General features: G+C 69.2%; 20 protein-coding genes. 9 read left to right on the forward strand and 11 right to left on the reverse strand.

Translation table 11 applies throughout. From position 1 onward, the window contains the following. On the reverse strand, positions 1-610 hold a 610-nt coding region (locus ACEN2M_RS08020; RefSeq protein WP_441647590.1), incomplete at its 3' end, for a hypothetical protein. 207 nt (positions 611-817) lie between these two features. Here ACEN2M_RS08020 and ACEN2M_RS08025 point away from each other — a divergent pair. After that, the gene (locus ACEN2M_RS08025; protein ID WP_441647591.1) at positions 818-2224 is read left to right on the forward strand and encodes a serine hydrolase domain-containing protein; all 1407 of its coding nucleotides are present in this window, start codon (positions 818-820) and stop codon (positions 2222-2224) included. 30 nt (positions 2225-2254) lie between these two features. Here ACEN2M_RS08025 and ACEN2M_RS08030 read toward each other — a convergent pair whose 3' ends face one another. Genes ACEN2M_RS08030 through ACEN2M_RS08045 form a run of 4 tightly spaced genes read right to left on the reverse strand, consistent with a single transcriptional unit; the run spans position 2255 to position 3979 of the window. Further along, positions 2255-2428, reverse strand: coding sequence for a CsbD family protein (locus tag ACEN2M_RS08030; RefSeq protein WP_441647592.1), 174 nt, complete (start codon positions 2426-2428; stop codon positions 2255-2257). A gap of 38 nt (positions 2429-2466) precedes the next feature. Then, positions 2467-3138 carry a hypothetical protein gene (locus tag ACEN2M_RS08035; protein WP_441647593.1) on the reverse strand — a complete coding sequence of 224 codons (672 nt, stop codon included), beginning with the start codon at positions 3136-3138 and terminating at the stop codon, positions 2467-2469. A 44-nt stretch (positions 3139-3182) separates the two neighbouring features. After that, a complete protein-coding gene (locus tag ACEN2M_RS08040; protein WP_441647594.1) occupies positions 3183-3539 on the reverse strand; it encodes a hypothetical protein in 357 nt (118 codons plus the stop codon). Further along, positions 3536-3979 carry an Asp23/Gls24 family envelope stress response protein gene (locus tag ACEN2M_RS08045; protein WP_441647595.1) on the reverse strand — a complete coding sequence of 148 codons (444 nt, stop codon included), beginning with the start codon at positions 3977-3979 and terminating at the stop codon, positions 3536-3538. Before ACEN2M_RS08045 ends, ACEN2M_RS08040 begins: the two co-directional genes overlap by 4 nt. A 222-nt stretch (positions 3980-4201) precedes the next feature. On the opposite strand from ACEN2M_RS08045, the gene ACEN2M_RS08050 reads away from it, so the two are divergent. Further along, positions 4202-4774 (forward strand): RNA polymerase sigma factor, encoded by a 573-nt coding sequence (locus ACEN2M_RS08050; protein ID WP_441647596.1) that lies wholly within the window; start codon positions 4202-4204, stop codon positions 4772-4774. Continuing rightward, entirely contained in the window at positions 4771-5361 is a 591-nt protein-coding gene (locus ACEN2M_RS08055; protein ID WP_441647597.1) for a hypothetical protein, read from the forward strand. Before ACEN2M_RS08050 ends, ACEN2M_RS08055 begins: the two co-directional genes overlap by 4 nt. Before the next feature lie 27 nt (positions 5362-5388). Here the strand turns inward: ACEN2M_RS08055 and ACEN2M_RS08060 are convergent, their stop codons facing one another. Further along, positions 5389-6810, reverse strand: a complete 1422-nt coding sequence (locus tag ACEN2M_RS08060; RefSeq protein ID WP_441647598.1) for a GH1 family beta-glucosidase — start codon at positions 6808-6810, stop codon at positions 5389-5391. Positions 6811-6881: 71 nt separating this feature from the next. After that, complete coding sequence (locus ACEN2M_RS08065; RefSeq protein ID WP_441647599.1) at positions 6882-7040, reverse strand: hypothetical protein; 159 nt, start codon at positions 7038-7040, stop codon at positions 6882-6884. An 84-nt stretch (positions 7041-7124) separates the two neighbouring features. Between ACEN2M_RS08065 and ACEN2M_RS08070 the strand changes: the two genes are divergently transcribed. Further along, entirely contained in the window at positions 7125-8132 is a 1008-nt protein-coding gene (locus tag ACEN2M_RS08070) for an arsenic resistance protein (RefSeq protein WP_441647600.1), read from the forward strand. Here the strand turns inward: ACEN2M_RS08070 and ACEN2M_RS08075 are convergent. Next, complete coding sequence (locus tag ACEN2M_RS08075; RefSeq protein ID WP_441647601.1) at positions 8098-10539, reverse strand: glycoside hydrolase family 31 protein; 2442 nt, start codon at positions 10537-10539, stop codon at positions 8098-8100. The genes ACEN2M_RS08070 and ACEN2M_RS08075 overlap by 35 nt on opposite strands. 258 nt (positions 10540-10797) lie before the next feature. Between ACEN2M_RS08075 and ACEN2M_RS08080 the strand changes: the two genes are divergently transcribed. Beyond that, positions 10798-11820 carry a LacI family DNA-binding transcriptional regulator gene (locus tag ACEN2M_RS08080; protein WP_441647602.1) on the forward strand — a complete coding sequence of 341 codons (1023 nt, stop codon included), beginning with the start codon at positions 10798-10800 and terminating at the stop codon, positions 11818-11820. Positions 11821-11947: 127 nt separating this feature from the next. Next, positions 11948-12304: a hypothetical protein gene (locus tag ACEN2M_RS08085; protein WP_441647603.1), complete on the forward strand. Its 357-nt coding sequence runs from the start codon at positions 11948-11950 to the stop codon at positions 12302-12304. 40 nt (positions 12305-12344) lie between these two features. On the opposite strand, the gene ACEN2M_RS08090 is transcribed toward ACEN2M_RS08085, so the two are convergent. Continuing rightward, positions 12345-12767 carry a hypothetical protein gene (locus ACEN2M_RS08090; protein ID WP_441647604.1) on the reverse strand — a complete coding sequence of 141 codons (423 nt, stop codon included), beginning with the start codon at positions 12765-12767 and terminating at the stop codon, positions 12345-12347. A 115-nt stretch (positions 12768-12882) separates the two neighbouring features. Here ACEN2M_RS08090 and ACEN2M_RS08095 point away from each other — a divergent pair, with 115 nt between their 5' ends. Then, positions 12883-13455: a YdeI/OmpD-associated family protein gene (locus ACEN2M_RS08095; RefSeq protein WP_441647605.1), complete on the forward strand. Its 573-nt coding sequence runs from the start codon at positions 12883-12885 to the stop codon at positions 13453-13455. A gap of 222 nt (positions 13456-13677) precedes the next feature. Here the strand turns inward: ACEN2M_RS08095 and ACEN2M_RS08100 are convergent, their stop codons facing one another. Together ACEN2M_RS08100 and ACEN2M_RS08105 are read right to left on the reverse strand one after the other, a co-directional pair. After that, positions 13678-14349 carry a response regulator gene (locus ACEN2M_RS08100; RefSeq protein WP_441647606.1) on the reverse strand — a complete coding sequence of 224 codons (672 nt, stop codon included), beginning with the start codon at positions 14347-14349 and terminating at the stop codon, positions 13678-13680. Then, positions 14346-15542 (reverse strand): sensor histidine kinase, encoded by a 1197-nt coding sequence (locus ACEN2M_RS08105; RefSeq protein ID WP_441647607.1) that lies wholly within the window; start codon positions 15540-15542, stop codon positions 14346-14348. The genes ACEN2M_RS08100 and ACEN2M_RS08105 overlap by 4 nt, the downstream gene beginning before the upstream one ends. Before the next feature lie 412 nt (positions 15543-15954). On the opposite strand from ACEN2M_RS08105, the gene ACEN2M_RS08110 reads away from it, so the two are divergent. Together ACEN2M_RS08110 and ACEN2M_RS08115 are read left to right on the forward strand one after the other, a co-directional pair. After that, positions 15955-16695, forward strand: a complete 741-nt coding sequence (locus ACEN2M_RS08110; protein ID WP_441647608.1) for an ABC transporter ATP-binding protein — start codon at positions 15955-15957, stop codon at positions 16693-16695. Beyond that, positions 16692-17978: an ABC transporter permease gene (locus tag ACEN2M_RS08115; protein ID WP_441647609.1), complete on the forward strand. Its 1287-nt coding sequence runs from the start codon at positions 16692-16694 to the stop codon at positions 17976-17978. Before ACEN2M_RS08110 ends, ACEN2M_RS08115 begins: the two co-directional genes overlap by 4 nt. Positions 17979-18107 lie beyond the last annotated feature (129 nt).

Below are 18107 nucleotides of genomic sequence, written 5' to 3' on the forward strand. Positions count from 1 at the left end.
CGCGATCGCCGGCTGCGCCCGCCGCACCCGAACCGGCGCCGCCGTCCCCACGGTCACCCTCACCGGCGCCGTCACCGGCACCGGCACCGTCGGCGCTCTCGTCGAGTCCACCCGTCCCGTCGAGTCCACCCGTCTCGTCGAGCAGCCGGCGGGCAGCCTCCTCCTCAGCCGCGGCGGCCTGGGCGGCTTCGGTCTCGGCGAGCATCCGGCCCACGTCGACGAGCTTGCGGGCGTCGACCTGTGTCACCCCGGTCAGCTTCTGGATCAGAGCGTCGGGTGTGAAGAACCCCTGCTGGGCGGCCAGGCCCTGCTGGCCCAACTCCGGGCGGGACCGGAACGCGAGGGTCTTCGCCATCCATACTGACCGGGTCTCGACCAGGTGCCGCAACCGGGCCAGGTCTCGTTGACCGGCCAGCACCTCGGCGTCCGACAGGGCGTCGTAGTCGGCACTGCACGCACCCAGCCCGAGCACGGTAGTGACCGCTGCCGCCAACGCGTCCGCCGACAGGTCGCCAGCCGTGCCCGGCGCCCGAATCGGGCCGGACGAGACGCCTGGGGTGCCCGGGCCCCCCGGGATCTCGCGGTCGAATACAGCTGCGATGGTGGACATGCAAGGAGAGTATCCCGATGTCGAAGTTCTGTGTGAGAAAACTTCGGGTTGGGGATAACTCTTTTGTGGTGGGACGCCGCAGCGTATTGGCCCCAGCAGAAACGCAACGCCCGACCCCCGTTCTGGGTACACTCCCCGCAATGGGCCCCATCCGGCATTCCCCGCGGGGGCGGATTGCCCGGGGCACGGAATGGGCAGCGGGTTGCCATGACAGGTCGACAGGAACGACGATTCGGTGGTCATCCGCCGGACCGAACCGATGCTGCGAGCCAGCCGAGCCGCGCGAGCCGGACGGATGCCGTGAGCCGGATGCGCCGGCGGCGGCGCCGGCCCTGGGCCGCCGGGCTGTCGTTGTTGATCTCGGTTCTGGTGCTGCCCCTGGTGGGGTGCGTCGAGGTCACGGCACTGTTCTCAGCGGGTCCGGATCAGGCCGCGGGTGCGCTGCCCTCCGAGACCGTGGTCGATCTGGACGTGGCGGTGGCCGAGGGGATGGAGCTCGCTGGGGCGTCCGGCGCGATCGCGGGTGTCTGGGTGCCGTGGGCGGGCCAATGGCTCGCGAGCCCGGGAAGCGTGGGCGCGAGTATCGACGGTGCCACCGGACGCCCCGGCGGCGGCGCGGAGCTTGACGCCGATATGCCGTTTCGGATCGGCACCCTGACGACCGCGATGACCTGCACAGTGCTGCTGCGGCTCGCGGAGGAGCAACGGGTGGGGGTGGACGACCCGGTGTCGCAGTACCTCCCGCGCATGTCGGGAGTGCAGGACATCACCCTGCGCCAGCTCTGCCAGAACACCGCGGGCCTGGGCAATCCCGACTTCGAGTCCCAGTTCATCAACAATCCCACCCGGCAGTGGCCGACCCTCGAGCTCGTGTCCGGCGGCCTCGGGTCGACCAGCGCCGGGCAGCCCGGGCGGGTCTGGAGCCGCTCCGACGCGGGTGTGCTGCTGCTCGGGATGGCGCTGGAAGAAGCGACAGGAGAGAACTGGCCTGAGCTGTATCGGAAGTATCTGTTCGAGCCGCTCGGCCTGGGCGAAACGTACTATCCCGATCCGCAGGACCTTGAGCTGCCGGGCGACCACCCGCACGGCTGGGCCTCCGGCCTCGACTCCGCAGGGCTTCCGGACTGCACGCGTCCGCTCGACGTGACCCGGTTGTCCAATTCCATGAGCGGAGTGGCGGGCGGGGCGATCTCCACCCTTGGCGACCTGAAGACCTGGTCTCAGGCCCTGGCCACGGGCAGGTTGCTCTCGGCGGACGCTGCCATGCTGCAGTGGAAGACGGTGTCAGAAAGCGGCGCCCCGGACTGGCGGCGCTATGGGGTGGGCGCCGAAGAATTGGGGCCGATGCGTGGAGGGGCCGGCGTCATTCCCGGCTTCCTGTCGGCGACGCTCTCCGACCCGGAGACCGGCCTGACAGTGGTCGTGATGGTGAACGACTCCAGCGCCGGCGAAGAATTCGTGATGGCGCTGGCTCAGCGGCTGGCCGCGATCGCTGCCGAGGCACCCGCCGCGAACGGGCGGGAGGCCCCCTCGCTGGAACTGCCCTGGACGGCGGGAGAAGCGACGGTGCAGATGCGCACGTCCGCGGTCTGTCCGGCCGGTGCCACCGGGTAGGCGGCACCGGCCGGACGACCGGTCAGGAGACTACTTCTTGAAGGCGTCCTTGACGTTCTCGCCGGCCTTCTTGACGTCGGCACCGGCCTGGTCGGCGCGGCCCTCCGCGACCTTGGAGTCGTCGTTGGTGACCTTTCCGAGGGCTTCCTTGGCCTTGCCCTTGAGGTCCTGAGCGGTGTTCTCGGCCTTGTCTGATGCACTCATAGTGTTCTCTCTTTCTCTTTGGGGGTGGGTCAGGTCGGTCAGATTGGCTGTGGGGCTGCGCGGGGGTCGGCAGGGGCGGGTTCCAGATCGAAGGCCCGGCCCGTACGGTCGATCACGATGGTGGGTTCCAGGGCTGGGCGCAACGAGTCATAGGCGATGGCTTGCGCTATGGCCTTGGCAGCGGTGAACCGGTTGGCGACGACATCGGCCGTCAGGGCGGAGCGTGCCTCGTGCGTGTCGGGGCTGACCGCGAGGTCTACGTCCATCTCCATGGCCCTCGGCGCATCCGCGGCCGCACGTTCGGAGCCGAGGTGGCGTGATCGGTTTCGGGGCCGCAGCGCCAACACCACGAGCACCGTGCCGACAAGCAGAGTGCCGACAACCGCCACGAGGCCGGCCGCGAACAGGATGGCCGGAGCACCCTCGTTGACCTCGCTCACTCTGCGCAGGACATCGCTCGGGGCGGTGATCAGCGGCTGCTGCCCGAGCAGCTCCAGAACGAGCTCGGCGCCGCTGTACAGGCAGCCGGCGATGACGAGCGAAGCGAGGGCGCCGGAAAGGATCGACCCTGGCGATCGGATCTCATGGCGCAGTGACCGCGCATGGGTTGCCCGGGTCTGCGGGCCGATCGGCTGGGGCAGCTGCAGCGCCGCGACGGCCAAGCGCGCCGGGATGGTGCCGGGAGCCGGGGTAGGAGTCGTGCGGGTCATGGCTTGCCATTCGTTTATGGTGTGGTGCGGAAGGAATACGGGCGTCAGTCGGACCGCCCGGGTAGGCGGATGCGGGAACCGGTCAGGCGCACGGTCACACCGGCGATCTCCGCCCCGGTGAGCGCGGTGACTGTGCCACGGATGTCGTGCTGCGCGCGTTCGGTCGGGTCGGGAACCGTGTCGTCGGGCGCATCCGTGTAACCATGCTCAACGGGCAGGGCGCGGCTGGGGACACGCACGGTGAGGTCGAGGCGGCCGCCGGCCTCGGCCATGTCGACGGAGACCTGGCCGGGGCGCACACCGAGCGCCTCGGCGGACACGGCGGCCACCAACCGGGTCATCGCCCGGTCGGTGATGCGGGTGTGTCCTCGGGGGTCGAGGGGCGCCGTGGAACCTGTCATCGGGCATCTGCCTCCCCGGCTTCGTCGGCCTCGTCGGGCAGGTGCACGTCGTTGATGGACACGTTGACCTCGGTGACCTCCAGGCCGGCGAGGGTCTCGATGGCTGCGATGATGGCGGCACGGGCGTCGTCGGCGACCTGCTGCAGCGGCACCGGGTACTCGGCCACGATGGTCAGGGCGACGCTGACTTTGGCGTCGCTCACCTGCACGCTGATTCCCTGGGTGTGGTCGGTGCTGCTGAGCGCCTCACGGATGGCACCCAGCGCCCGCGCCGCGCCGCCACCAACGGCGTGCACGCCGGCCACGTCGCGCAGGGCGAGCCCGGCGATCTTGGCGACGACGACGTCGCTGATCACCGTCGTGCCGCGCGGCGTTGCGCCGGGCAGATCGGCGTTGTGTGAGTCGGCGATGGGGCTACCGGTGGTGGTGATGCTGGTCATGAGGCGGGCTCCTGTGCTCGTCGGCCGCGCACGGTGTGCGTGGATCTGTTGTGACAATAAAGCTGGAAGGTGAGAAAGTCACTATGCTGCACCGGAGAGTGCCGGTCTGCGATTTTCTCTTGCCGAATCTCATTGATACTGTTCAGACGCATCTCACGGACGGTTCGTCACGAACATCGGCAACTTGCTCCGAGATCGGCTTTGAGAAGAGAGAGGTCTCCGGTGTCACCCACGGGGTCAGACGCACGCTCGTCGCTCGACGACGCGACGGACGCGATTCTTGCCGCCCGCGCCGCGGATGGCGACCTGCGGGCCTTCGAGGTGCTGGTGCGGCGCCACGGACCGCTGATGCGCGCGTACGCCACCCGTATCCTGGGCTCGAACTCCGACTCCGACGACGTGGTGCAGGAGACATTCATCACCGCCTGGGAGCGGCTGCCTGAGCTGCAGGACCCCGCAGCCACCAAGGCCTGGCTGATGAGAATCACCAGTCGCAAGGCGATCGACCGCATCCGCGCGCGCAAGCAGGATATGCCCCTGGGGGAGTGGGATGCGCCGGCGCCGGAGTCGGAATCTCCCCACCAACGGGCAGAAGCCGCGTCACAACGTGAGCGACTCACACGTGCACTCGGTACTCTGAGCGAAGCACAGCGTGAATGTTGGACGTTGCGGGAGATCGGCGGGCACAGTTACGCCGAGATCGCCGAGGAGTTGGACGTGCGTCCGTCGACGGTTCGCGGCCTTCTGGCCCGGGCCAGGCAGAAGCTCATGCAGGAGATGGAGGAATGGCGATGACTTCCCCTCACGACGACGACGCCAGCAACGACCTCATCGAGCACCTCAGCGACTTCATCGACCGCGGCGAGACCCCACCGGACGATTTCCTCAACAAGGCGCCGCAAAACCGCATCGCCTTCGACGCGCTCACCAGGTTCCGGTCGTTGGCCCAGCACATTCTCGACGATGACGTGTCGGAGCAGCCCGACCGCGATGACAGCTGGGTGTCGGGGATCCTCACCAACATCCACCGGGAGGCCAGGGCCGGCCGCTCCATCCCGGTCTCGCACCCATCCCCCAAGGCCGAGCTCAGCCTCACCGAAGGCGCCGTCAGGGGCCTGATCCGTGCCGCCGGCGACGGCGTTGCCGGCACCTTCATCGGCTCCTGCCGGCTGGAGGGCGACGTGGCAACGCCGGGCAGCCCGGTGACGGTGAACGTCGAGGCGAGCGTGTTCTGGGGCGAGCGGATGCCGCAGACCGCGCAGCGCCTGCGGGACGCCATCACGACGTCGCTGCTGCACCACACCGAGCTGAACATCGTGGCCGTGAACGTCACCATCACCGACGTGCACCTGCGCCGGAACCCCAAGCCGGCGGAGAGCTAGCCGCCGGGCGCCGGGCACCGGGCCCGGCTAGGGAAGACGGCGGGTCGTGATCAACTCCCGGTACCAGAGGGCGCTGTCCTTGAGGGTGCGCTGCTGGGTCTCGTAGTCCACCCGCACGATGCCGAACCGCTTCGAGAAGCCGTAGGCCCACTCGAAGTTGTCCATCAGCGACCAGACGAAGTACCCGCGCAGGTCGACACCGTTCTGGATGGCACGGTGCGCGGCCGTGAAGTGCCGGCGCAGGTAGTCGACCCGGTCATCGTCGTGCACGCGCGTCTCGCCGTGCTCGTCAACGGTAACGATGTCGTCGAATGCGGCACCGTTCTCGGTGATCATCAACGGCAGGCCGGGGAACTCGTCGCGGGTCGCCTCGAGCAGCTGCAGCAGCCCGGACGGCTCGATGTTCCAGTCCATTTCGGTGAACGGACCGGGCTGGTCGAGCCGGGGGATGTCGTCGGTGCCGGGGAAGGCGGACGCCCGGGACGCCGCGCCCGCTGCCGACTCCGCGGCGTGGGCCGAGCCGGTGGCCGGCCCCACCAGGGTGGTGTTGTAGTAGTTGATGCCGAGCACGTCGATGGGCTGGTGGATGAGCTCGAGGTCGCCGGGCAGCACGAACGACCAGTCGGTGATGCCTGCGGTGTCCTCGAGCAGGTCGGCGGGGTACGCCCCGTGCAGCATCGGGCCGGTGAAGATCCGGTTGCCCACGGCCTCGACGCGCCGCACGGAGTCGGCGTCGCCGCGGATCACGTGCAGATTGTGGGTGACCGACATCTGCGCGGTCTCGGGCACGACGTCCCGCAGCGCGCTCACGCCGAGCCCGTGGGCCAGGTTGAGGTGGTGCGCCGCGGTGAGGGCGGCGGCGTTGTCTTGGCGGCCGGGAGCGTGCTCGCCGGAGCCGTGGCCGAGGAACGCCGAGCACCACGGCTCGTTGAGGGTGGTCCAGATCGGCACTCGATCTCCCAGGGCCGCTCCGACGAGGCGGGCGTAGTCCGCGAAGGCGTACGCGGTGGCGCGGTTGGTCCAGCCGCCCTCGTCCTCGAGCGCCTGCGGCAGGTCCCAGTGGTACAGCGTGACCACGGGGGTCACGCCCCGTGCCAGAAGCCCGTCGACGAGACGCTCGTAGAAGGCCAGGCCGGCCGGGTTCACCGGTCCGCGCCCGGTGGGCTGGATGCGCGGCCAGGCGATCGAGAACCTGTAGGCGTCCAGGCCCAGGCCCTGGATGAGATCCAGGTCGGCTTCGAGCCGGTGGTAGTGGTCGTCGGCCACGTCACCGGTGTCGCCGTTCTCCACCGCGCCAGGCGTGTGGGAGAAGGTGTCCCAGATCGACGGGCCGCGGCCGTCTTCGTCGACGGCGCCCTCGATCTGGTACGCGGCTGTCGCGGAGCCGAAGACGAAGGAATCGGGAAACTGCAATCCGCTGTCGCGGAAGTCGGGCGTGCCTGCGGTCATGGAGCGTGTGCCAACCAATTCTGTCTTCGGTGCTGTGGTGGTGGATCACCGCCCGTGCCGGGCGGGGCGAATCAGTCCGCGGAACCGCCCGACGCGGTGTCGTCGTCGGTCGGCGAGCTTTGGTTGCTCTGCGAACCGTCCGCGAGCTTCTCGGTGCGTTCGGTCTCGTCGCTGCTAATCTCGGTGGAGCCGTCGGGGGTCTTCGGGTCCTTCGTGTTCTCGGAGTTCATGACACCACTATAGGCAGCGGCGGTGACGCGCGGCCGAATCTGCATCGCCGTGCCGCCGCATCCGCCCGCCCCTACAGTGAGAGCATGACGGGGATCGTGCAACGGATGGAACACCGCCAGGTGGCGTTGTTTCTGATCGCGATCGCGCTGGGCGCCCTGGTCGGCGCGGTGGCGCCCGGCACCGCTCCCGCCCTCACGCTCACCATCACGCCGGCGCTCGGGTTGCTGCTCTTCGCCACCTTCCTGGGTGTGCCGCTGATGGCTGCGGGGCGGTCGGTGGTCGACCTGCGTTTTCTCGGCGCCGTGCTCGTGGTCAACTTCGTCATCGTGCCTGCCGTGGTCTACGGCCTCAGCCGGTTCGTCGCCGCGGACCGGGCCCTGCTGCTGGGGGTGCTGCTGGTGCTGCTCACCCCCTGCGTGGATTACGTGATCGTGTTCACCGGGCTGGCCGGTGGCGCCAGCGGCCGCCTGCTGGCGGCGACCCCGCTGCTGATGCTGCTGCAGATCGTGTTGCTGCCGGCCTACCTGTGGCTCTTCGCCGGGTCCGACGCGGTGGCGCTGATCGACGTGGCACCGTTCGTGGAGGCGTTCCTGCTGCTCATCGTGCTGCCGTTGGCGGCCGCGGCGACGGTGCAGGCGATCGCCCGCCGCTGGCGGGGCGGCCGCGCCGTGGAGCTGGTGATGCAGGCGCTCATCGTGCCGTTGATGATGGTCACCCTCGCGGCGGTCGTCGGGTCGCAGATCGCCGCGGTGGGTGCGCAGGCGGCCGCGCTCGTGGCCGTGGTGCCGCTCTACGCCGCGTTTCTGGCCATCATGGTCGGGGTGGGCGTGGTCGCCGCCCGCCTCGGCCGCCTCGATGTGCCGTCAGCTCGCGCGCTGATCTTCAGCGGCAGCACCCGCAACTCGCTGGTGGTGCTGCCGCTGGCCCTCGCCCTGCCGGCTTCGCTCGCGCTGGCGCCGCTGGCCGTCGTGACGCAGACCCTCGTCGAGCTGGTGGGCATGGTCATCCTGGTGCGCCTGGTGCCCCGGCTGGTGCCCGCAGCCGGGCGGGCCGGGGTCAGCCCAGCGGGCTCAGGGGGTCGGCCAGGATGAGTTCGCACAGCGCACCGAGCAGGTCCGGAGCCAGGCCCATGGTCTGCAGCTGGCCGATCAACATGGCGGGATGCGCGGACGTGCGGATGGTGTCCTGGATTCTCGACTTCAGATCGTAGTCGATCTGGGCATCCGTCAGCAGCGGGAGCGAGCGCCTGGCCACGTCGTTTGCCGCGATGACCAGGCCGTCGGCGAACCGCACGACCAATCCCGCACCGCGAGGCACGTCGGTCACCACCACGGTCAGCGTGTCGGATTCCGTGCAGTACTGGGTCGTGAAGGCGACCGGGTGACCCGCGGCGGTGACCGAGACCGTGTCGGCGGCCGCGACCCCGACGAAGTCCAGGCTGTAGTCCCGCGCCGCGGGCACGCACGCCAGGTTGCCCGCGGTGGGGGCGATCGTCAAGGTACTCGTGGACTCGGTGAATCGCATGGCGGTGCGCGCCCAACTGGACTCCACCACCAGACTGCCGCTGCCGTCGTCCTCCATCAGGTCGAAGGCGCCGTCGGCACCCGCGAAGACCCGCACCCGCAGGCGCGTTGGGGTGTCGGTGGCGTTGGCGACATCGTCACGGGGAACCAGAGGGACGATGCCTCCGGCCCTGACCAGCACCGGAATCGACGCTTGTCCGCGGTAGAGGTGCAGCTCGCGGCCGCCGTGATACCGCAGCCCGGTGAAGAAGTCGATCCAGACGCCCTCTGGCAGCCAGGCCTTCACCCTGGCCACTCCGATGGCGCTGTTCATCGATTGTGTGATCGGGCACACCATCATCTGGGTGCCGAAGAGGTACTGATTGGGTGCCAGGTAGGCGCCGTCTTCCTCCGGGTAGGCGTAGTAGACGGGCTGCACCAGCGGGAGCGCGTGCCCGCTCGCCAGGTAATTCATGGAATAGAGGTAGGGCATCAGCTCGTGCCGCAGGCGGAGGTGATCGCTCATCACGGCGGCGGCGTCGGCGCGGAAGTTCCACGGCTCCTTGCCGCTGAACGGGTTGCCCTGGCTGTGCAGGCGCATGATCGGCGAGAAGACCCCGAACTGGGTCCAGCGCACGGCCAGGTCGTCATCCTTCACCCCACCCATGTGGCCGCCGATGTCGTGGCTCCACCAGCCGTAGCCCACGTTCGCCGCGGTGGCGGTGAAGTACGGCTGGAAGCGCAGGCTCTCCCAGCTCACGATCGTGTCGCCGGAGAAGCCGACCGGGTAGCGGTGGCTGCCGAGGCCGGCATACCTGGAGAACGTCATCGGGCGGGCGCCGGCGCGGCCGCTGTCGAGGAAGTGCACGTGGTTGAGCATCCAGAGCGGGTCGAGTCCACGCACCCTGGAGTGTGGCCCTGACTGCCAGTCCAGCCACCAGAAGTCCACGCCGCGCTCTTCGAGCGGGTGGTGCAGAAACTCGAAGTATGCCGAGAGGAACGCGGGGTCGGTGATATCGAAGACGATCGGGTCTTCGTTCTCGGTGTCGACGCCGAGGTGCCGGGCCATCGCCGGGTAGGCGTCTTCGTGGGCCTGCACGCCGTCGGCGGGGTGCACGTTGAGGGTGAGTTTCAGGCCGCGCTCGTGCAGCCAGGCCATGAACTCGTCGGGGTCGGGGAACAGCTCGGTGTTCCAGCTGTAGCCGGTCCAACCGCTGCCGTACTTGGGGTCGATGTCGACGGTGTGCCAGTCCATGTCGACGACGGCCACCGAGAAGGGCAGGTTTTCCCGGTCGAATCGTTCGAACAGCTCCCGGTAGTCGGCGTCCGAGTACCGGTGGAACCGGCTCCACCAGTTGCCCAGTGCGAACCTGGGCAGCAGGGGAGTGGGGCCTGTGAGTGCGTAGAAGTCAGCCAGGCACTCCCGATAGCTGCGCCCGTAACCGAAGAAGTACAGGTCGGTGCCGGTGCCGGAGCGCGCGTCCAACCCGCCGGCGTCGTCGAAGACCAGGGAGGTGCTGTCGTCGATGACCGAGAACCCGTTCCGCGACATGAGACCCGGCTGCAGCGGAACCGGCCCGTTGATGTCATCGAGGGTGCGCGCCGTGCCGCCCAGGTCGGTCGCCGCGTCACCGAAGCGCCACATGCTCTTGTGGTCGCTCAGGTTGCCGCTGACCTGCACGCTGAGGCCGCTGGGGGTGAACGGCAGCTTGTCATAGGAGAGCTGCAGGTGCGCGGTGATGATCTGCAGGTGGTCACCGTGGTCGATGACCCGGAACGCGGGCAGCTCGAATTCGCGGGAGAGCACCAGCTGCGTGGCAGCATCCTCGAAGCGGTCCTCGGCGCTGTACTCCATCCGGATCAGGCGGGTGGTGAGCACGGTGAACCTGTAGTGCGGGCCGGTGACGACGGCAGCCGGATGAGCCTGGGGCGCAACAGACAGCGTCGGGCGAACGGCGGCCGGAGCGAGGCTGGGGGAGGTGGAACTGAGAGTCATGGTGAACGGGTCCTTATCGAAGAAGAGGGGCCCGGCCGGGGATGGGCCGGGGTTGTCGTGACTGCAGTGCAAGGCCGGGCCTCGAGGAGCTGCCCGTCGTGTGGTGTAGCGCTGGTGGTTTAGCGTTATACCTGGTGAAGTTAGCAGGCGGAATTCGGTCTTGTCAAATAGCTCAGGCCGGTGGGAATGGCGGGGTAGCCGATTGCCTAAACTGAAGTGCGCCGGCATCGCGGCGCGTCGACTCGAGAGGCGAGGGTTGTGGCGGTCACGCTCAAGGACATCGCCCGGGAAGCCGGCACCACCGTCATGACGGTCTCGAACGTGATCAACGGGCGCTACGGCAAGGTCTCCCAGGCCACGGTCGACAAGGTGCGGGCGATCGCCGAGAAGCTCGACTACGTGCCCAGCGCCACGGCGCGCAGCCTGGTGGCCAGGTCGTCACGGCTGGTCGGTGTGCTCCTGCCCGATTCTCCCGAAAGCAATGTGCTGGTCAGCCCGCACAACGTGGCCATCATCGGCGTCATAGAGCGGATGCTGCGGGAGAACGGCTACTACGTGTTGCTGCGCAGCATCCCCGCGGCGGACCCGGCGTCGGTGACGGCCGCCCTGCGCTCCTGGAACCTCGACGGCGCGGTCTTCATCGGCTTCCTGGACAGCCAGATCCGGGCGATGCGCCCGACCCTGGACACCGCCCTGGTCGTGGTGGACAGCTACGAGAAGAACTCCGACGTCATGAACGTGCGCCTGAACGACCGCAAGGGCGGCTACCTCGCCACCCGGCACCTCATCGAGAAGGGCCACGCCCGGATCGCCTTCGTCGGCCCGCGGATCACCGAGCGCGGCGTTGTCAAGGAGCGCTACAACGGCTACCGGAAGGCGCTGCGGGAGGCCGGCATCCCCCTCGACGACGCCCTCATCGTGGCCACCGACGTCACGCACGCCAGCGGTATCGAGGCCGGGCGGTTGCTCAGCGACCGGCATCCGGATGTGACCGCGGTATTCGCTACGGCAGACCTCCTGGCGGCCGGCATCATGGAGGGCGTCCGTGAGGCCGGCCGGGACGTTCCGCACGACCTGTCGGTCGTGGGGTTCGACAACCTCGACCTGGCCACCTACGTCTCGCCGCAGCTGACCACCATCACGCAGGACCTCACCGCCAAGGCCACGCGGGCCGTGGAACTCCTGTTGCTGAGCATGACCTCGGAGAGTGTGCAGCCCGCCGAGACGGTGATGGATGTTCAGCTGGTGGAGCGCGGCTCGGTGCGGGACCTCACGGCCTGACCGCGCCCGACCGCGCCTGCTCGAGCGCACGCCGGCCCGTGTTTCGTTCTGTGACGACAGCCCGTGACAGCGGAAAATCGCGAACCTACACTCGAGGCAAGACACGGCCGATGCCGGAGGAGGCTCCATGATCACGCAACCGCTGCACGTTCTGCAGTGCAACCATACGGGTGCCCACGGCTGCGTCAACCAGGGTGCCGGCCACGCCACCCGGCCCATCCACGTGCGGGTCGCCGAGGCCACCCCGAGCAAGTGGGCCGACGGCGTCGTGCTGCGCGCGACCTCCGACGGCTGGATCGGAATCGCGTTGCTCGAGCGTGACGACGAGGCTGACGGCGCGCTCGACGGCGGCGCCCCGACGGTGTGGGTGTGGAACCACGCCGACCTGACGCAGGATCTCAGCGTCGGCGCACCGGTGGCGTTGCACTCCGTCTACAACGTGCTCGCGAGCGGCCGCAGCCGCATCAGCGTCGTGCGGCTCTAGCCGGTTCGGCCGGTTTAGCCGGTCTGGCCGGCATCCGGGGTCAGTTCGCGGGCATCATTCCCTTCATCGCGTCCATCATCTTCTGGCAGCACATCGCGCACTGACGGCACGCTTCGGCGCACATGCGGGCGTCCTCGCTCATGGCGGCGTGCTTCATGCACTCCTCGGCGCTGGCGTTCGCCATGGTCATGGTGGCCATGTGCATCGCCATCATGCCCTCCATGGGCATCCCGTTCGGCCGCAGCATCGCCCGCATCATCGTGCCGGCCATGTCGGCCATGGTCGCGCACAGGCTCCGCGCCATCGCCATGTCCGCACCCAGCATCGAGTCGGCGCACATTGTGCAGGCCTGCTCACAGGCAGAGCAGGCCTCGATACACTCCTGCATCAGCATCATGTCCATGCCCTGCATGGGCATGTCCTTCATGTGCATTTCCATCATCTGCATGGTCGTGTTCATCATCTGACACCATCCCAACGCGGGTGACCGGGCACAGGCCCATCCGATGCCGACTGCGGCGCCCGCCACGGCCGATGCTACGCCGGGGCCGCCGCAAAGTCAGCAGTAAAGTGGGCGCATGGTGGGCATGGCAGACCGGGTCATCCTCGACGTCACCGTCGAGGAGTGGGAGGCGTACCTCTCCGGCGAGCCGGATGACGGTGGCGTGCGGCTGAAGCTGCGGAAGAAAAGCTCGAAGGCTGCGGGCATGACCTGGTCCGAGGCGCTGGACGTGGCGCTCTGCTACGGCTGGATCGACGGCCAGACCAACCGGCTCGACGACGATTACACCCTCACCGGATTCTCGCCACGGCGGAAGAACAGCCCCTGGTCGCAGATCAACCGGGAGCACGTGGCGCGGCTCATCGAGGAGGGGCGGATGCGGCCAGGCGGGCTCGCCGAGATCGAACGGGCCAAGGCGGACGGCCGGTGGGACGCCGCCTACCGCCAGAGAGACGCCGTGGCGCCGCCGGACCTGCAGGCCGCGCTGGACGCCGATCCGGTGGCAGCCGCCTTCGTCGCCGGCCTCACCAAGGTCGAGCGCTTCCGCATCTACTTCCGCCTGAACAACATCAAGACTCCCGCGGTGCGGGCCGCGCGCATCCGAGACGTGATCGACAAGGCAGCCCGCGGCGAACAGCACTACCGCTGACCGCCCTGCCTGCCGCCCCGCCACGTCGTTGGGTTTGGTGACTGGCCCACTTTTGTTAGTGCGCGGGCTGGTTGGACTAGCGAAACTGGGCCAGCCATGTCGTTGGGTTTGGTGACTGGCCCACTTTTGCTAGTGCGCGGGCCGGTTGGACTAGCGAAAATGGGCCAGTCATGGGGCGGGGTGGGGCAGGGCAGGGCGGGGCGGGGCAGGGCGGGGATGCGGCTAGGGCTGCGCGCCGGGCACGAGCACGCCCGATTCGTAGGCGATGATCACCAGCTGGGCACGGTCGTGTGCGCCGAGCTTGGTCATCATGCGGTTCACGTGGGTCTTGGCGGTGTGCGGGGAGATCACCAGTTCGTCGGCGATGGCACCGTTGGCGTGACCGCGGGCCACGAGGAGCAGGATCTCCCGCTCCCGCTCGGTGAGCAGCGCCAGGGCGGCGGGCACCTCCAGCGCGGCCGGCTGCGCGGGCGCCGTATAGCGGTCGATCAGGGCCTTGGTGGCGCGCGGCGAGAGCAGGGCGTCGCCGCCGTGCACGGTGCGGATGGCGTTCATCAGGTCGGGCGCCTCGGTGCCCTTGCCGACGAAGCCGCTGGCGCCGGCGCGCAGGGCCTGCAGCACGTACTCGTCCTCCTCGAAGGTGGTGAGCACGATGATGCGGGTGGCCGCCAGGTCCGGGTCGGCGCAGATCGCCGCGGTGGCCTGGATGCCGTCCATCACCGGCATCCGGATGTCCATCAGCACGATGTCCGGGCGGGTCCGTCGCACCAGGTCCACGGCCTCACGCCCGTTCCCGGCCTGCCCCGCGACCGTGAAACCCTCCTCGTGCGAGACGAGTTCAGCCACGGCCGTGCGGATCAGGGACTGGTCGTCGGCGAGGACCACTGAAATCATGACGCACCATTTCGTTGGGGATCGAGGTTGGGTTCGGTGGGCAGCCAGGCGGTGAACCTGAAGACCGGCCCCGGACCCCTGGCCGCGCTGAGGCGGCCGGCCACCGAACCCACCCGTTCGCGGGCACCGAGCAGGCCATGCCCGTCACCGGCCGCGGTCACGGCCGCGGTGCCCGCCGCGCCCGAACCAGGGCGGGGCAGCGCGGCCACGGTGTTCGTCACGGTGATCTCCACGCCGGCCGGCTGGTAGTCCAGGTGCAGCAGTGCGGAGTGGTCGGCACCGTGTTTATGCGCGTTGGTGAGCGCCTCCTGCACCACCCGATACGCCACCATGTCCACGGCGCCGGGCAGGGCCCTCGGTGTGCCGGCCAGCCGGTGGTCCACCTGCAAACCGCTCCGCTCGAAGTCGATCAGCAGCGCCTCGAGGTCGGCCAGCCCGGCGACGGGCGCCGTCGAGAGGCCCGTGGCGCCGGCATCCGTGGCCCGCAACACCGTGAGCAGGCTGCCGATCTCGCCCAACACGCTGCGGGCGGCCTCGCGAATGGTGGCCAGCGACTTCTGGGCGTCGTCGGGGCGATCGGGCAGCGCCTGCGACGCCACGCTCGAGTGCAGGTTGATCACCGCGATCTGGTGGGCGAGCAGGTCGTGCAGGTCGCGGGCGATGCGCAGACGTTCCTCGGCCACCCGGCGCAGCGCCTCGGACTCCTTGGTCTCCTCCGCGCGGCGGGCCCGCTCGGTGATGCCGCGGATGTAGGCGCTGTGTGAGCGGTTGGCGTCGCCGGCGGCGGTGGCGAAGCCCACAAACGCGGCCAGTTGCAGCATCGCGCGCGCGTCGTGCCACGACGAGTCGAGGAACGCCAGGGTGGCCGCCGCCAGGAGCAGCACGGTGGCACCGGAGAAGAGCAGGGAGGCGCGCCGGGACTGCCAGCGCGCCACAGCGAAAACCCCGATCAACACCGCAATCAGGTACGAGATCACCGGTCCGTCGATCGCGAGGCCGAGCACGCAGGCGATGACCGCCGCGGATGCGCCCGCAAGCGGCGCGCGCCGCCGCAGCAGCACCGAACCCACCGAGACGAGCACCAGCAGCGCGGCCGCGGGACTCGACGTGAGGGAGCCGCTGAAATCGGTGCGCGCGAAACTCGGGCCGAGCACCAGGACCACCAGGATGACGTCGCGCAGCCAGTTGGGCATGCGGGACAGGGGAGAGAAACTGCGCTCGTCCGAGAGGCGAGGGTGCGGTGCGTTCTCGCGCTGGCTCGGCATGCTGTCCTCCCGCCCCGGAATCGGGTCTGAGTCCATTCTGTCAACCAGGCTCGCCGCCGTCAGCCCGCGGCGGTGGGTGCCGCCCGTACCGCGTTGGTGGTACTCCAGGCCGCGCCGGCGGCGCCGGAGCACCGTCTGCGGTACGGGCAGGTTGCCACGACCGGAGGACGACCGGCTTGGCGGGCGCGAGCAGACTGGAGTCGTGCCGTTGGACCGGCTCGCTGTGGGTCGGTCCGGCCGGCACGCCAACCCGGGCTGCCGCATCCGGAGCCCCACGCATCCGCGCCGCCAGCATCGACCAGGCCCAGTATCGACCAGCAGCACTCAGGAGAGCCCACCCATGACCGTGCCCATTCTCGCCGCCCGCGACATACACAAGTCGTACGGCCGTGGCGCCACCCGGTTCGACGCCCTCAGGGGCGTCTCCCTCGACATTCAGCAGGGCGAGTCCATCGCCATCGTCGGCAAGAGCGGGTCGGGCAAATCCACCCTCATGCACCTGCTGGCGCTGCTCGACAACCCCAGCTCAGGTGCGGTGGAGCTCAGCGGCCGCGACGCCAGCGCGCTGAGCGGCCGGGTCGTCAACCAGACCCGCAACGAGACCTTCGGGTTCGTCTTCCAGCAGTTCTTCCTCACCCCCAACACGAGCGTGCTCGACAACGTGACGCTGCCCCTGCAGATCGCCGGCATCGGCGGCGCCGAACGCAAACGCCGCGGGATGGCCGCACTCGCGCAGCTGGAACTGGCCGACAAGGCCAAGAACAAGGCCACCGATCTCTCCGGCGGCCAGAAGCAGCGGGTGGTCATCGCCAGGGCACTGGTGAACAACCCCAGCGTCATCTTCGCCGACGAACCCACCGGCAACCTCGACTCCGCCACCGGCGCGGTCGTGGAGGACATTCTCTTCTCGCTGCAGAAGGAGAACGGCATCACCCTGATCATCGTGACCCACGACGAAGACCTCGCCGCCCGCTGCGACCGCCGGGTGTACATCCGCGACGGCCTGATCACCGAGAGCCTGCACGGGGAGCCGATCGCGACCCCGGCCGCGGCCTCGAGCACCGGGGAGGTGCGCGCATGAACGCCTTCGACCTGATCCGCTCGGCCGTGAAGAACAGCCTGCGCAGCAAGACCCGCACCACACTGACCGTGCTGTCGATCTTCATCGGCGCGTTCACCCTCACCCTCACCAGCGGTGTCGGCACCGGCATCAACCAGTACATCGACACGACTGTCGCCTCGATCGGCGCCAACGACGTGCTCACCGTCACCAAGGCCGCCGAAGACACCGGCGACGGTCCGGTGGAATACAACCCGGATTCGACGACCGTCGCCGCGGCGGGCCCTCCAGGTACCACCGTGGTGACCCTGGGCAGTGATGACCTCACCGCCATCGGCGACGTCGACGGCGTGCTCTCGGTGGAACCGCAGCTGCGGGTGAGCCCGGACTACGTGCAGGTGAACGACGGCACCGCGTACGAGGCCAGCGTGGGCAGCTTCATCCCCGGCATGGCCCTCGACCTCGCAGCCGGCGCCGAACCCGACCCGGCCGCCGGCAGCAACGAGGTGGCGATCCCGGTCTCCTACGTCGACGCACTCGGCTTCAGCGACGACGCCGACGCCGTGGGCGCCACCCTCACCTTCGGCATCACGGATGTCGCCGGCACGCCGTCTGACATCACCGCCACCATCGTGGGCGTAGCCGAGGAGGGACTCGTGGGCTCCAGCGCGTTCACCGCCAACGAGGTGCTCACCGAGGCGCTCTACGACGCCCAGAGCGTGGGCCTGTCCGCGACCAGCAAAGACAGCTATGCGCAGGCCGTTGTTCGGTTCGACCCGACCGGCACCGAGGCCGAGCTGACCACGCTCAAGGCCGATCTGGCCGACCTGGGCTACACAGGCACCACGGTGGAAGACCAGATCGGTTCGTTCAAGGCCGTCATCGACGGCATCGTGCTGGTGCTCAACGCGTTCGCCGTGATCGCGCTGCTGGCCGCCGGCTTCGGCATCGTCAACACGCTGCTGATGAGCGTGCAGGAACGCACCAGGGAGATCGGCCTGATGAAGGCCATGGGCCTGGGCGGCGGCAAGATCTTCGGCCTGTTCAGCCTGGAGGCCGTCTTCATCGGCCTGATGGGCAGCGCCATCGGCGTTGGAGTGGGCATGCTGGCCGGATTCGGCGCCAACTCGGTGCTGGCCGACACCCTGCTCGCCGACCTGCCCGGACTCACCCTGGTGGCCTTCGACCCGGCGGCGCTCGCCACGATCGTGCTCACGGTCATGGGCCTGGCGTTCCTGGCCGGCACCATCCCGGCGCTGCGCGCCGCGCGGCAGGACCCGATCGAGTCGCTCCGCTACGAGTAGCCGCGGCGCCCGGCGCCTGAGGCGAGCTGCCGCCTGAGGGGAGCTGCGCGGGTGAGGCAGCAGCGCGGGTGAGGCGCCGGTATGCGGGTGGCACGCCACCCGCCGAGCGGCGCCTCGCCCGCATGCCGG

The sequence above is a fragment of the Cryobacterium sp. W22_MBD10_FK3 genome (genome assembly GCF_052113745.1).
Taxonomy (GTDB): Bacteria; Actinomycetota; Actinomycetes; order Actinomycetales; family Microbacteriaceae; genus Cryobacterium.

Coding starts and splice junctions, on each gene's coding strand:
- ACEN2M_RS08025 (WP_441647591.1), top strand. CDS start 818: ATGACAGGTCGACAGGAACGACGATTCGGTGGTCATCCGCCGGACCGA.
- ACEN2M_RS08030 (WP_441647592.1), bottom strand. CDS start 2,428: ATGAGTGCATCAGACAAGGCCGAGAACACCGCTCAGGACCTCAAGGGC.
- ACEN2M_RS08035 (WP_441647593.1), bottom strand. CDS start 3,138: ATGACCCGCACGACTCCTACCCCGGCTCCCGGCACCATCCCGGCGCGC.
- ACEN2M_RS08040 (WP_441647594.1), bottom strand. CDS start 3,539: ATGACAGGTTCCACGGCGCCCCTCGACCCCCGAGGACACACCCGCATC.
- ACEN2M_RS08045 (WP_441647595.1), bottom strand. CDS start 3,979: ATGACCAGCATCACCACCACCGGTAGCCCCATCGCCGACTCACACAAC.
- ACEN2M_RS08055 (WP_441647597.1), top strand. CDS start 4,771: ATGACTTCCCCTCACGACGACGACGCCAGCAACGACCTCATCGAGCAC.
- ACEN2M_RS08060 (WP_441647598.1), bottom strand. CDS start 6,810: ATGACCGCAGGCACGCCCGACTTCCGCGACAGCGGATTGCAGTTTCCC.
- ACEN2M_RS08065 (WP_441647599.1), bottom strand. CDS start 7,040: ATGAACTCCGAGAACACGAAGGACCCGAAGACCCCCGACGGCTCCACC.
- ACEN2M_RS08070 (WP_441647600.1), top strand. CDS start 7,125: ATGACGGGGATCGTGCAACGGATGGAACACCGCCAGGTGGCGTTGTTT.
- ACEN2M_RS08075 (WP_441647601.1), bottom strand. CDS start 10,539: ATGACTCTCAGTTCCACCTCCCCCAGCCTCGCTCCGGCCGCCGTTCGC.
- ACEN2M_RS08085 (WP_441647603.1), top strand. CDS start 11,948: ATGATCACGCAACCGCTGCACGTTCTGCAGTGCAACCATACGGGTGCC.
- ACEN2M_RS08090 (WP_441647604.1), bottom strand. CDS start 12,767: ATGATGAACACGACCATGCAGATGATGGAAATGCACATGAAGGACATG.
- ACEN2M_RS08095 (WP_441647605.1), top strand. CDS start 12,883: ATGGTGGGCATGGCAGACCGGGTCATCCTCGACGTCACCGTCGAGGAG.
- ACEN2M_RS08100 (WP_441647606.1), bottom strand. CDS start 14,349: ATGATTTCAGTGGTCCTCGCCGACGACCAGTCCCTGATCCGCACGGCC.
- ACEN2M_RS08105 (WP_441647607.1), bottom strand. CDS start 15,542: ATGCCCAACTGGCTGCGCGACGTCATCCTGGTGGTCCTGGTGCTCGGC.
- ACEN2M_RS08110 (WP_441647608.1), top strand. CDS start 15,955: ATGACCGTGCCCATTCTCGCCGCCCGCGACATACACAAGTCGTACGGC.
- ACEN2M_RS08115 (WP_441647609.1), top strand. CDS start 16,692: ATGAACGCCTTCGACCTGATCCGCTCGGCCGTGAAGAACAGCCTGCGC.